We start from the raw sequence: 13579 nt of genomic DNA, 5'->3' as shown, positions 1-13579 counted from the left end.
GTTGTCTATTCGAGGATTCCGCCGGGCACCGGTTCGCGGCACGGGCCGATCGCGACCGGCACCCCGCCGAGCGAGGTGAACAGGACGATCGAGTCGATCCGCTGGTCGTCCTGGATCGCCTTCGGGCCCTGGTCGATGGGCACGGCCTGGCCTTCCACCAGCCCCTCCAGCACCTGCACGACGTTGTTCGCCGCACGGACCTTCGCCACCGTCGCGGCGCCGAGGCGCTTGAAGGTGAGCTTGCCGGGTTCCCGGTCGACGTCGACGGTCGTCAGCTGGAAGACGCTCGGCGCGCGCCTGCCGAGCGCGAAGCCGAGGAAGTTGTAGGCGAAGCGGACCCGGTCCTGCTCCGCGGTGTCGGTGTCGTCGGTCGCCGTGACCGCCACCCGGTCGCCGGCGGTGCCGTTGCGCTGCTGGGCCAGTTCGCCGATCGACTTGGTGAGGGAGACCAGCTGCGTCAGCATGGCGTCGCGGTCACCCGCGGGTTCGACCTCCGCGGCGGCCTGTTTCCCGCGCCCGGCGACGGCGCGGGACTCGGTGGTCTTCGGGTTGGTCATGGCGTTCCTCGTTCCGGTCAGGCTGCACGATGGGGGGCGAGCGGTGCGGCGTCCGCACCGACGGAGGTGACCCAGGCCAGCAGGGCCGCCTGGTGGTCCGCCGCGGCTTCGGGAGCGAGCACCGCGCGCGTGGACAAGAGGGCGAGGATCCGCAACGGCTCGCGCCGCCGCAGGTAGGCCGAGGTGAGCAGCGACGGGCCGGCCTGCCGGGCCAGTGCGTCCAGCGCCGCCGGCGAGACCCGGCCGGGGTCGAGCAGCGCCGAAAGGGGCTTCCCGCCGAACGCCGCCATCGGCTGCCGGGTGCACACGTCGACGACGTCCCCCAGCACCGGGAGGCTCGCCCGGGCCAGCTCGCCCGTGTCCCCGGGGGCGCGGTCGACCGGGTGCCGGTGCTGCCACGCCGCCGCGAGGTCGTCCCACGGTCCGGCGCCGAACCAGCGGCGGCACAGCTCGACGTTGAACATCACCCGCAGGAACGGGAACGGGTGCGGATCGCCGAACCGGTCCCGGTACACCGCCGACGTGGGACCGTCGACGACGTTGGCCAGCGCGGCGACCGGTGCCCAGCCCGCCTGCGCGAAGGCGTGGACGTCGCCGGCGATCTCCCCGGCCCAGTCCCGCCAGGTCTGCGCCAGCTCGGCGGACCGCGGCGCGAGCCGGGCGAAGAGCGCGTCCGCGAGCTCGGTGTTCCAGCCGGTCAGGTGCGCGACCTGGTGGCCGGTCTCGTGCAGCAGCGCGGTCGGGTAGGCCAGGTTGTGCCGGGTGAGCTTGATCGCCGCGGCCGGCGAGGGGTGGCTGTGGTCCCACAGCCGGATGCCGGCCCGCAGGATCGACGCGCCCAGCCCGTGGTCCAGGTACACCAGGGCGGGCGGCGGCTCGAGGCCGACGCGGGTCAGGATCGCGGCCATGCTGTCGCCCGCGAGCGTGTCGTAGCCGCGCAGCACCGCCCGCAGCGCCGGGTTGGTCCGGCTGTTCACCGCGTGGCCGTAGAAGTCGAGGATGGTCTCCACCTGCAGGTACCTCGTGCGCAGCTTGAGCACCGCCCGCCGCACCGCACCGGGGTCGCCGCCGTGGCCGAGCATCCGGCGGGCCGCCTTGCCCTCGGCCACCAGCACGGCGACCAGGTCGGACAGCCGGGCGCGGACCCGGCGCTGCAGGTAGTCCTCCAGCGCCTGCCACGCCTCGGGTGCGGCGACCGCGTCGAGATCGGCGAGCGCCTCCACCGCGAGCTGCCAATGGGCCAGCTCCGCTTCCGTCTGCCGGTCCGCCGCCTCAGTCACGGTGGCGCCCCGGTCTGATCGCGACGGCCGGGTCGCTCGCGGGGGTGCCCGCGGCGAGCGCCGCCCGGTCGGCGAACCCGAACGTGAACGTCAGGGTGGCTCCCGGTGCCGGGTCCTGGGCGGCCTTCGCGAGGGTGGCCGCGGCGGCGGGGAGCTGGTCCGACACCGTGCGCAGGACGCCGTCGACGAGCTTCTGGGCGAGCCGGGCCGCGGCACCCGCCTCCGCGGTGATGCCGTGCTTGGTCATCAGCTTGGTCAGCCTGCCTTCGACCGCCCGCACGGCGGCCGGGCCGAGCAGCCGGCGGACGATCGCGACCACCTGGACGAAGTGCCGCCGCTGGAGGTGCGCGGCGAGCTCGTGGGTGTCCCGCTCGCCGAACACGAGGTTCAGCCGGAGCACCGGTTGCGGGGCGGTGAGGTCGAACAGCACCCCGAGGAAGTGCTTGCGGTGCACCGGACGCCCGTGGTGGCGGAAGCGGAAGTAGCGGCTGCCCGGGCGGCGGTGCCGCCCCGGCCGGCCGTGGTGCCCGACGTGCGCCAGACGCGGGTTGCCGGCCAGCACGGTCGCCGCGGACTCGGTGAGCTCCTCGAACTCCTCGGCCGCGGCGACCGGTCCGTCGGTGGATTCGAACGCGGAGACGTGCCCGAGCCCGCCCCCGGGGAGGAGCTCGTACAGCTCCACTTCGCCGTCGACGGGCCAGGCCTCGGCGCCGTCGTCGAGCAGCCGCTGTTCGAGTGAGTCGCCGCCGGAGAGGATCACCGCGCGGGCCATGGGCCGGGTGATCCGCACCGGGATGACCCGGCTGTACTTCTTGTAGCGGAAGCACGGCCTGGTGACGCGCGGCATCATCAGCCACACCCCGTGCTCGCCGTCGGCGCCCGGCTCGGCCAGTTCGGGCCGCAGCACGGTCGCGGGCAGGTGGCGGGCGGCCGCCTCGGCGAACGCGTCCTGGATCTCGGTTTCCAGCAGCAGCTCGTTCTCCAGCGACTCGGGCGGCAGGGTCAGCACCTTGCGCACGGTGTCCTCGGCCGCCGCGGCGAGCGCTTCGCCGCCCAGCGTCGCGTCGCCGCCACCGGCCTCCAGGCCGAGCAGGCCCAGCCCGGCGCTCGCGATGTGCCGGGACAGCAGGTTCGCCGCGTCCTGGCCGACCATGCTCGCGATCAGCTGCGAGAGCGGCTTGGCGATCCCGCCGACGATCCGGTCGCGGCCGATCATCCGGACGCCCATGCGGATCAACGGCATCGCCGCCATCACCACGGGGATGAACTGCTCGAGCTGCGCGACGGGCGGGACGCCGGGGTCGGCCTCGGTCAGCTCGCGGGCCAGCCGGACGCGGGCCGAGTCCAGTTCGTGCGCGGCCGAGGGCGCATACGGGTCCTCGCCCGACGGCTGCAGCTCGGCCAGCAAGTGCGCGGCGGTGGCGTCGTCGGGTGCGGTCACCAGCTCGGCGAGGCTGCGGTCGAACGTGTCCGCGAGCTCCTCCTCGTGGCTGCCGGTCTCGCCGCGCAGCTTGGCGGCGAGCTGCGTGGCCAGCGGGCGCAGCGATTCGGGGAGCTTGCCGATGGCGGTGTCGAGCACCTTGGCCAGCAACGGTTTGACGAGCTGGCGCAGCTTCCCGAACAGCGGCCCGAGTGCGAGGTTCCCGACGACGGAGATGCCCTTCTTCGCGAGCTTGACCGCGCCCTTCGCGAGTTTCTTCGCCTTGTCCAGCAGCTTGCCGAAGAACAGCTGCTGCACGTCCGCCGGGTCGGTGAAGCCGTCGATCCCGGTGGCCGCCTCGATCTCGCCCTCCTGCAGCGAGTCCGCCGGGCGGTCGCCGAAGTACGCCTCCAGCGCGCCCAAGATCCGGTCGGCCTCGCCGGCCAGGTGCTCCAGCCACTGCGTGGTGTCGGCGGTGGCGAGCGTCGGCGCCTCCGAGTCGTTCGACCAGGTGCCGACCGACTTGAGGTGCCGGGCGGCGGCCTCGTCCGCGAGCGCCTCCAGTGCCTCGGTGAAACCGGGGTCTTCGAGCTCGGCGAGCAGGGCGTCGGCCGACTCGGCGGCGCGGTCGCCGTCCCCGGCGGCGACCGCGGCTTCCGCGAACGGGGACCGCAGCACCTGACCCGGCGGCGGCGCCGCCACGGGTTCGGCCATGCCGGCCAGGCTCACCGGCGCGAACGGCGACGTCGCGCCCATCTCGGTGGTCACTTCTTCGCCGTACGGGTTGAGCACGGGCATGCTCATCGGGAACCTCCACAGCTGACGTCCATTCCGGACGGACGATGTGAATTCAGCCTGACACGCCCGCGAAGGTGGTCACCAGTGGCGTTTCCGCCACACGCGAAGAGGGCCCGACCCCGGGGTGGGGTGGGCCCTCTTCGTGGTGCCGGGTCAGGAAAGTTTCAAACCCGGCTTGGTGATGTCCAGCCAGACGGCGACGTCGAGGATCCGCTCGAAGGTGTAGCGGGCCGCGGGATCCACGTCGGCCGGCTTCCGGCCCGCCGCCTCCGCGACCTTCCCCGCGTCGCACATGAACAACGCGTCGGTGTTCGGCTCGGCGAGGACGTCCCGGACCTGCTGCTGGAGCGCCGCCACGTACTGGAGGTCCTGCGTCGAGGGGTAGCCGCTCTTGCGGCGGCCGGCCACCGAGTCCGGGAGCAGGTCCCGCGCCGCCGCGCGGAGCAGGCTCTTCTCGTGGCCGTCGAACGTGTGCATCGACCACGGGACGTTGTACAGGTACTGCACCAGGCGGTGGTCGCAGAACGGGACGCGGGTCTCGACGCCCGCGCGCATCGCCATCCGGTCCAGGCGGTCCTCCAGCGTGCGCATGAAGCGCGTCAGGCCGAGGTAGGCGATCTCGCGTTGCTTGCGCCGTCGGGTGTCCTCGCCGTCCAGGTGGGGGACTTCGGTGAGCGCGTCGTGGTAGCTGTCCTTGGTGAACCCGGGGAGGTCGACCAGGTCGATGAACTCCTGCGTCATGTACGACGACGTGTTCAGCTGCGGCCACGCGACGAACCAGGGGAAGTTGCCGCCCGAGTAGACCGCTTCGGCGTGGTGCCAGAGGTGGCCCATGAAGACCTCGTCGGCGGCCTCCCCGCTCAACGCCACCGTGACGTGTTCCTTGAGTGCCTTGAACAGCAGGAAGATCGAGCTGTTCATGTCCCCCATGCCGTAGGGCGCGTCCCACGCGGCCACGACCTCGCGGCGCACCTCCGGGTCGGACAGGGCGCGGTGGTCCAGGACGAGCTGGTGGTGCTCGGTCCCCACGTGCTCGACGACGTCGGCGATGTAGGGGCCGTCGGCGCTCCCCCGGATGCTGTCGGCCTTGAAGTTCTCGGTCTGGTCGGGGAAGTCGACCGAGAACGTCCGCACGACCTCGCCACGCGGGCGCAGGCTGCGGTCGGCCAGGCCGGTGAGCACGCTGGAGTCGAGGCCGCCGGACAGCAGCACGCCCCGGGGCACGTCGGCCACCAGTTCGTGCGCGACGTTGTCCTCGATCATCTCCTGGACCGTGCGGATCGTGCTTTCGCGGTCTTCGGTGTGCGGCTCGGCGGTCAGCCGCCAGTAGGTGTGCTCGCGCAGGCCGGACCGGTCCACGGTGATGACCGTGCCCGGGCGGGCGATCTTGATGCCGGACCAGACGCCTTCGTCGGTGGTCGGGAACCCCAGCAGCAGCCGGCGGATGCCGTCGGTGTCGACCACCGCCTCCGCCAGCGGGTGCGCCAGGATCGCCTTCGGCTCGGAGCCGAACAGGACGCCGTCCGGGGTCGGGAAGTAGTGCAGCGGCTTGGTGCCCAGGCGGTCGCGGATGAGGACCAGGCGCTCGGTCCGGCCGTCCCACAGCCCGATCGCGCACATGCCGACCATCCGCTCGGCGACCGCCTCGCCCCACTCCAGGTACCCGCGCAGCACCACTTCGGTGTCGCTCGCGGTGCGGAAGCGGTGCCCGCGCCGGCGCAGTTCGTCGCGCAGTTCGACGAAGTTGTACGTCTCGCCGCTGTAGGTGAGCACGACCTCGCCGTCCGGGGTGTCGACCGACATCGGCTGGGTGCCGCCGGGCAGGTCGATGATCGACAGCCGGCGGTGGCCGAAGGCGGCGTGCGTGCCGGTCCAGATCCCCCATTCGTCCGGGCCGCGCTGGCGCATGCTGTGCGTCATGGCCTCGACGGCAGGCCGTTCCCTGGTCAGATCACGGTCGAACGACACCCAGCCGGCAACCCCGCACATGTCTGCTCCCTCCGTTGCGGCGCAGCGTATCCGGGCGCACCGGGCGGCGACAACGAACATAGGGGTTGGGGTCACCGGGCGTGCGTGGTGTCCTTGGGCTGGAGGTGGATCCGTTGACAGCACACGAGTACCGGTCCAGGTTCACCGAGTGGGACCGGCGGTCCTGGGTGCGCTCCAAGCCCCACCGGGACGCCCCGTTCACCGCGCGCGGGCAGTACTTCTCGGCGGATCTGTGCCCGCTGTCGGCGTGCCCGCGGGTCCAGGCGGCACCCGCCGGCGTGCGCGCGGCCATCCTCGTCCACAGCCTCTACCTGCACCTGGAGTTCACGGTGCAGCTGGAGATGGGACCGGTCAACGAGATCTGCGCACTGCTGCACTCGCCGGGCTTCCTGCCGTGGCTGCCCGCCGCCATGAAGGACGACGTGCTGCGGATCTACACCGACGAAGCCGGCCACGCGGAGATGTCCAACACGCTCAAGTCGGCGGTCATGGCCGAGACCGGGGTGGTCCCGATCGAGCACCGGCCGCGGTTCCTCACCGAGCTGGCCGCGTTGTACTCGGCCGAGCTGCCCGCGTACCGGCCACTGGTCAAGCTGTTCTTCGCGATCGTCTCGGAAACCCTGATCACCGGCACGCTCACCAAGCTGCCGAAGGATCCGTCCGTGCAACCGGCCGTGCGCGAGCTCGCGCAGGACCACGCCGCGGACGAGGGCAAGCACCACGCGTTCTTCCGCCAGCTGTTCGAACTGCTGTGGCCGAGGATGCCGCTGCCGTTGCGCCGCAAGATCGGCGGGCTGCTGCCCCGGGTGATCCACGCGTTCCTCTGGCCGGACGAGCCGGCGCTGACCAGCGTGCTGCGGAGCATGCCGGGCGAGTTCGACGACCCGGCGCGGATCGTGGCCGAGATGTCGGCGTCGGCGCGGACGCGCGATGCGGTGCTGCACAACGCGACCCCGACGCTGCGCATGCTCCGGAGCAACGGGGTGTTCGCGGATCCGGTCGTGTCACGGGCATTCGTCGACGCGGGACTGATCGCATGATCCGCGACTACGTGCTGGCGCTGCTGTCGGTACCGCTGGCGGCCGAGTCCGAGCCGGCCCGGTTCGCGTCCGGCTCGCCCACGCAGTGGGGTGAGGCGCTGGCCGGCTGGCTGGCCCGTGCGCGCCAGCTGGACGGCGGGCTGGACTTCGACGTGTCCCCGCACCCGGCGGGCCTGACCCTGCGGACTCGGCTTCCGTTGGCGGCCAACGTGACCTTGGCCTTGGTGACCGAGCCCGACGCCGTGCCGGAAGCCGACGGCGATCTGCTCGTCGTGCTGGCGTGTTGTCCAGAGTGGACTTTCGAGTGCTCCGGTGACGTTCTGGTGGTGGAGCCGCGCTGGGCGGCGGGACTGCTGCTCGACGACGCCACGCCCCTGTTCTGGGGCGTGTCCGCCGCCGAGCAGCAACCGTCAGTCTTGGACGCCCGCTAGCGTCGCGCGTCGCAACTCAGTGAACGACTCGTTGACCTCGTCCGACGACATGGCTCCGGCGAAGTCCGCGGTGGCAGGGCCGGCGGTCCCGCCAAACGTCTTGAATGAGTCATTCAGGACCTCGGAGGTCCTGAATGACTCATTCAAGACACTCGGGCTTCGCTTCGGCGCCCCGGAACGCCGACTTTGCCGGGCCCTGCCGTCGTCAGGGCAAGCGTCGCCCGGCGTCAGTACTGGACGCCCGCTAACCGTTCCAGCTCCGGCACGATCCCCGCGGGCGCCGGGACTTCCGTCACCTGCGCCCGCACCTTCTCCGCCGACACGGCGAACGACGGCTCGTCGAGCAGCCTCACCAGCTGCGCACGCAACTCCTCGGCGGTGACCTGCTCGTGCTCCAGCACCAAACCGGCCCCCTGCTCGGCCAGCAGGTCGGCCAGCCCCGCCTTGTCCCACATGTTGCCCGGGATCACCAGCTGGGGCACCCCGTGCGCCACGGCGTTGCCGGTCGTGCCCGCGCCGCCGTGGTGGAGCACCGCCGCGCACGTCGGGAGCAGCGCGTCCAGCGGGACGAAGTCGAACAGCCGCGCGTTGTCCGGCACCACCGAGGCCGCCGAAGCCTGCTGGGCGGTCAGCGTCGCGACCACCTCGACGTCCAGCCCGGCCACCGCGTCGAACAGGTCCTCGGCCGAGAACCGGTCCGCGCCCCACAAGTCCCGGCGCGACATGCCGAGCGTGACGCACACCCGGCGCCGGGCCGGCGGCTCGGACAGCCACGGCGGCACCACCGACGGCCCGTTGTAGGGCACGTGCCGCACCGGCAGGTAGTCGACGCCGGTCGGGAAGCGGGTCCACGGCGGTAGCGGGTCGAGCGTGCGCTGCCCGAGGACCAGCTCCTCGTCGAACGTGCAGCCGTACCGCGCCAGCTTGCCCGACAGCCACTCCGCCATCGGGTCCGCTCCCCCGGCGCCGCCCAGCTCGGTGAACAGGCCGCGCATCCGGGCCCAGTGGTCGAGCCCGAACAGCATCCGGACGTGCGCCGCCCCGCTGGCTCGCGCGGCGATCGGGCCCATGTACGTCAACGCGTCCCAGACGACCAGGTCCGGCCGCCAGGACCGGGCGAACCCGACGACATCGTCGAGCACGGCATCCTGGGCGAGCCGCTCCAGCCCGTACGAGCACCACGTCGTGAACACGCCCCGGACGTAGTCCAGGGTGAGCCGCTCCGGCCGCGTCTCGGTGACGTCGAACTCCGAGCCGAAGACCGTCTTGCTCGCGGGCCGTTCCTGGGCCTTCCGGCTCAGCCCGGCCAGGTCCAGCGCCGGCCCCACCGGGACCGCCGGCAGTCCGGTGTGGACGATGGCGTCGGTGAGGTCCGGCTGGGCGGCGATCCGGACGTCATGGCCGGCCGCGCGCAGCGCGTGCGCCACCGGCACCAGGTTGTACAGGTGCGCGTTCGCCGCCAACGTCGTGAACAGGACCTTCATCGAACTCTCCCAACCATTCTTCGATCGCGTGTGCGGTGTCGCCGGCGTGCTCCTGCACCATCGTGAAGTGGTCGCCGGGCACGTCCAGCACCGTCGGCCAGCCCGGCCGCAGCCCGGCCGAGCCCTCGGGCCGGACGAAGAGCACGGGTGCGGTGGTTTCCGGTGCCGGGTGCCCGCCGAGCAGCCGGAGGTACTGGCCCATCGCCGACAGCCGGGTGCCGGTGAACGGGCCGAACAACGATTCTCTTTCCGACAGCCCCCGCAGCACGCGCTCGAAGAGCCCGTCGACCTCGCCGACGTGCGTGTCGAGCAGGACGACCCCAGCAGGCCGGACGCCCCGCTGTTCCAACGCGTTCGCGGTGGCCAGCGCGAGCACGCCGCCCCAGGAATAGCCCAGCAGCACCTGTCCGCGGGGATCGCCTGTCAGTGCGGATTCGGCGAGCGCACCGGCCAGAGCGTCCACTGTGGCCGGTAGTGGCTCACCTTCGGCGAAGCCAGGCACCGACATCGCCCGCACCTCGCGGACGTCACGCCAGTGCGCGGCCAAACGGGCGTACTGCTGGACGCCGCCCATCACCATCGGCGACGGGAAGCAGAGCAGGCCGGTCGGATTCGGCCCGGTGACCAGGGGCACCTGCCGCGGGAGCCGCGCCGGCGAGGTGAACGTGGGCCGCAAGCCGCCGGCCGCCTTGATCAGCGCGAGGCCTTCGGGGACGCGGCCGTCCGCGACGGCCCGGCGGAACAGGTCGCCGAGCAGGTCCGTCGCCGCGGGTGCTTCGGTGCCGAGTTCGGCCAGCAGGTGCCGGGCGAGCCCGGCGGGCGTGTGGTGGTCGAACACCGCGCTGGCGGGCAGCCGCAGGCCGGTCGCCGCGTTGAGGCTGTTGCGCAGTTCCATCGCGGTCAGCGAGTCGAACCCGACCTCCAGGAACGCCTGCTCCGGCGCCACCGCCTCGGGCCCGGCGTGGCCGAGCACGGCGGCTGCGTGACCACGCACCAAGTCCACCAGGGTCTTCTCCCGCTCGGCCACGGGCATGGCGGCCAGCCTGCGGTTGAGACCGTCCACATCGGACCGGACGACCGGGCGCGAGACCCGGGCCCGCCGCTCCAGCTTCGCGGGCACCACCATCGGCAGCCCGGTCGCCAGTGCGGCGTCGAACAGCGCCAGCCCTTCCGCGGTGGACAAGCCCTTGAGCCCGGACCGGGACAGCCGCGCGGTGTCCGCGGTGGCGGTCATCCCGCTTTCGTCCGCCCAGAGCCCCCAGGCCAGCGAGACCGCGGGGAGTCCCCGCGCCTGCCGGTGCGCCGCGAGCGCGTCCAGGGCGGTGTTCGCCGCCGCGTAGTTGCCCTGGCCGGCCGAGCCGAGGACGCCCGCGCTGGAGGAGAACAACACGAACGCGGCCAGGTCCAGCTCGCGGGTCAGCTCGTGCAGGTGCCAGGCGGCTTCGGCCTTCGGCCGGGAAACCCGGTCCAGCCGGCTCGGGGTGAGCGACTCGATGACGCCGTCGTCGAGCACCCCGGCCGCGTGCACGACCGCGGTCAGCGGGCGCTCGGCGGGGATCCGCGCGAGCAGTGCCTCGACGTCGGCGCGGTCGCCGACGTCGCAGACGACCACCTCGGCGTCCAGGTCGACCGGCGGGTGGTCCTCGCGGCGCGCGGTCAGCAGCAGGTGCCGCACGCCGTGTTCGGCCACCAGGTGCGCGGCGATCCGGCGGCCGAGCGTGCCGGTGCCGCCGGTGATCAGCACCGTGCCCTTCGGGTCGAGCGGCGGAGGCACGGTCAGCACGACCTTGCCCACGTGCCGGGCCTGCGCCATGAACCGGAACGCCTCCCGCGCCTGGCGGACGTCCCACAGCTTGGTGGGCGACGGATGCAGCTGCCCGGCCTCGAACATCGCGAGCACGTCGGCCAGCATCCGGCCGATCCGCTCGGGGCCGGCTTCGGCCAGGTCGAACGCCTGGTAGCCGACGTCGGCGGGTTCCCGGATGTCGGTCTTGCCCATCTCCAGGAACCGGCCACCCGGGCGCAGCAGCCGCAGCGACGCGTCGACGAACTCACCCGCCAGCGAGTTGAGCACGAGGTCGACCGCGGGGAACTTCCTTTCGAACTCGAGGTCCCGGGACGAGGCGATGTGGTCGTCCGGCAGGCCCAGCGCCCGCAGGGCGTCCCACTTGCCCGGGCTCGCCGTCGCGTACACCTCCGCACCCCGCTGCCGGGCGAGCTGCGCGGCGGCCATGCCGACTCCGCCCGCCGCGGCGTGCACCAGCACCGACTGTCCGGTTTGGACCTCGGCCAGGTCGGTGAGCGCGTACCAGGCCGTCAGGAACGCGACCGGGATCGCGGCGGCGTCGGTCCAGGACCAGCCTTGCGGGATCCGCGCCAGCATCCGGTGGTCGGTGACCGCCACCGGGCCGAACGCGCCGGAGAACAAGCCGAGGACGGCGTCACCCGGAGCCAGGCCAGCCACGTCCGGGCCGATCTCGACGACCACGCCCGCGGCTTCGGCGCCGATCGCCCGGTCGCCCTCGGGTACCAGGCCCAGCGCGACCATGACGTCCCGGAAGTTCACCCCGGCCGCCCGGACCGCGACCCGCACCTCGCCGGCGGCCAGCGGCCGGTCGGCCTCGGGCGCTTCCCCGAGCGAGAGGTCCCGCAGGGCACCCCCGCCGCTGTGCAGCCGCCACGAGCCGGCCGGTGGCCGCAGCTCGTCGGTGAGCCGTTCCAGCCGGGGCGCCAGCAGTTCGCCGTCGCGGACCGCCAGCTGCGTCTCGCCGGCGCCGAAGGCCGCGGCGACGGCGCTTTCCGGCAGCTCCCCGTCCAGGTCCAGCAGGCCGAACCGGTCCGGGTGCTCCGACTGCGCGGACCGGACCAGCCCCCAGACCCCGGCGTTGACCAGGTCGGTGACGTCGTCGCCGGGCCGGGCCGCCACCGCCGCCCGGGTCACGAACACCAGCCGCGCGGCGGTGTCCCGGGTCAGCCAGTCCTGCATCAGGCCGAGTGCATCGGCGGTGCCGGTGAAGTCCTCGGCGAACACGACCTCGGCCGCCGGCCCGGCCGCCCGCACCGGGACCCAGTCGAGCCGGTACAGCGAGTCCGGCCGCACACCGGTCGCGGGCCGGAACGACAGCGACTCCACCGACGCCACCGGCGAACCCGTGGCGTCGGCCAGTTCCAGCGAGAACCCATCGGTGCCGGCCGGTGTCAGCCGCACCCGAAGCTTCGACGCCCCGGTGGCGTGCAACGACACCCCGGCCCACTCGAACGGCAGCAGCATGCCCCGGCTCGCGATGCCCAAGACGTGCAGGGCGGCGTCCAAGGCCGCCGGGTGCAGGCCGTAGCGGGCGGCGTCGCGGATCTCCGCGGGCAGGGACACCTCGGCGAACAGCTCGTCGCCGCGCTGCCAGGCCGCGTCCAAGCCCCGGAACGCTTCGCCGTACGCCAGTCCCGCCCCGGCCAGCCGCTCGTAGAGCCCGTCCAGGTCCAGCGCGACGGCGTCGGCAGGCGGCCACTGGCTCAGCTCGAAGTACCTCGACGGCTCGGCCGTCACCAGGCCGGTCGCGTGCCGGGTCCAGGTGTCGGTGTCCGACCGTCGAGAGTGGACGGTCACCGGCCGGGCGCCGGACGGATCCGGCGCGCTCACCGTGACCTGCACCTGCACGCTTTCCCCGGCTGGCAGGGCGAGGGGCGTGGTCAGGGTCAGCCGGTCGAGCGTGCCGCAGCCGACCTGGTCGCCCGCGTGCCGGACCAGCTCGACGAACCCCGTGCCCGGGAACAGGACCGTGCCGGCCACCACGTGGTCGGCCAGCCAGGGCTGGGTGCCCGGGGACAGCAACCCGGTGCACACCACGCTGTCGGACTCCGCCAGCGTCACGGTCGCGCCGAGCAGCGGGTGGTCCGCGGTGTCCAGGCCGGCCGAGCGCACGTCGGCGGACCGGGCGCCGTCCGGCCAGTACCGCTCACGCTGGAAGGGGTACGTCGGAAGGTCGACAAGGTGCGCGCTCGCAGGGAATTCCCAGCCGACGTCGACGCCGTGGACGTGCGCCTCGGCCAGCGAGGTCAGGAACCGCCGCAGGTGTCCCTCGCCGCGGCGGAGCGAGCCGACCGCGACGGCGCCGATGTCGGCGAGGCTCATCGTGAGCACCGGGTGCGCGCTGGCCTCGACGAACACGGCGTGCCCGTCGGCCATGGCCGCCCGGACCGCGCCCTCGAAGTCGACCGGCTCGCGGACGTTGCGGAACCAGTAGCCGGCGTCCAAGGCCGTCGGGTCGACCAGGGACGCGGTGACCGTGGAGTAGAACGGCACCTCGGCTGCCCGGGGCGTCACCTCGGCCAGTCCGGCCAGCAGCCGGTCGCGGATGCCGTCCACCTGGTGCGAATGGGACGCGATCGTGCCCGGCACCAGCCGGGTACGCACCCCGGCCGCCGTGCATTCCGCGGCGAACTCGGCCAACGCGTCCAGGTCGCCGGCCACGGTCGAGGACGCGGGCCCGTTCCGCCCGGCCACCGACAGCCGGCCGTCCCACCGGCCCAGCGCGACCCGCTCGGCCGGGAGGGCGACGGCGAGCACGGCTCCCTTGCCCGCC

The 13579-nt window shown here is 73.1% G+C and carries 8 protein-coding genes (1 of these 8 cut by a window edge); 2 read left to right on the top strand and 6 right to left on the bottom strand.

Features of this window, described 5'->3' with window-relative positions; translation table 11 throughout:
* Window positions 1–5 precede the first annotated feature (5 nt).
* The 4 genes from ACIQWX_RS15330 to asnB all read right to left on the bottom strand — a co-directional run bounded on the left by ACIQWX_RS15330 (window position 6) and on the right by asnB (window position 6044).
* The gene (locus ACIQWX_RS15330; RefSeq protein WP_400870276.1) at window positions 6–557 is read right to left on the bottom strand and encodes a hypothetical protein; all 552 of its coding nucleotides are present in this window, start codon (window positions 555–557) and stop codon (window positions 6–8) included.
* A 17-nt stretch (window positions 558–574) separates the two neighbouring features.
* Window positions 575–1837 (bottom strand): hypothetical protein, encoded by a 1263-nt coding sequence (locus ACIQWX_RS15325; protein ID WP_400870273.1) that lies wholly within the window; start codon window positions 1835–1837, stop codon window positions 575–577.
* Window positions 1830–4061 carry a hypothetical protein gene (locus tag ACIQWX_RS15320; RefSeq protein ID WP_400870270.1) on the bottom strand — a complete coding sequence of 744 codons (2232 nt, stop codon included), beginning with the start codon at window positions 4059–4061 and terminating at the stop codon, window positions 1830–1832. The genes ACIQWX_RS15325 and ACIQWX_RS15320 overlap by 8 nt, the downstream gene beginning before the upstream one ends.
* A 147-nt stretch (window positions 4062–4208) precedes the next feature.
* Window positions 4209–6044, bottom strand: a complete 1836-nt coding sequence (asnB, locus tag ACIQWX_RS15315) for an asparagine synthase (glutamine-hydrolyzing) (protein ID WP_400870267.1) — start codon at window positions 6042–6044, stop codon at window positions 4209–4211.
* Between the two features lie 113 nt (window positions 6045–6157).
* Here asnB and ACIQWX_RS15310 point away from each other — a divergent pair, with 113 nt between their 5' ends.
* Complete coding sequence (locus ACIQWX_RS15310) at window positions 6158–7084, top strand: diiron oxygenase (RefSeq protein WP_400870264.1); 927 nt, start codon at window positions 6158–6160, stop codon at window positions 7082–7084.
* A complete protein-coding gene (locus ACIQWX_RS15305) occupies window positions 7081–7515 on the top strand; it encodes a hypothetical protein (RefSeq protein WP_400870261.1) in 435 nt (144 codons plus the stop codon). Before ACIQWX_RS15310 ends, ACIQWX_RS15305 begins: the two co-directional genes overlap by 4 nt.
* A 227-nt stretch (window positions 7516–7742) precedes the next feature.
* Here the strand turns inward: ACIQWX_RS15305 and ACIQWX_RS15300 are convergent, their stop codons facing one another.
* Both ACIQWX_RS15300 and ACIQWX_RS15295 read right to left on the bottom strand, forming a co-directional pair.
* A complete protein-coding gene (locus ACIQWX_RS15300) occupies window positions 7743–8999 on the bottom strand; it encodes an activator-dependent family glycosyltransferase (RefSeq protein WP_400870258.1) in 1257 nt (418 codons plus the stop codon).
* Window positions 8911–13579, bottom strand: the 3' portion of a protein-coding gene (locus ACIQWX_RS15295; protein WP_400870255.1) for an SDR family NAD(P)-dependent oxidoreductase. It continues 7610 nt past the right edge of the window; 4669 of the gene's 12279 nt are visible here — the last part of the coding sequence; the start codon falls outside the window, past its right edge; the stop codon is at window positions 8911–8913. Before ACIQWX_RS15295 ends, ACIQWX_RS15300 begins: the two co-directional genes overlap by 89 nt.

The sequence above is a fragment of the Amycolatopsis sp. NPDC098790 genome, from assembly GCF_044759945.1.
Classification (GTDB): Bacteria; Actinomycetota; Actinomycetes; order Mycobacteriales; family Pseudonocardiaceae; genus Amycolatopsis.
The sequence above is the reverse complement of the archived record's forward strand: the minus strand, read 5'-3'. Positions and strand labels throughout refer to the sequence as shown.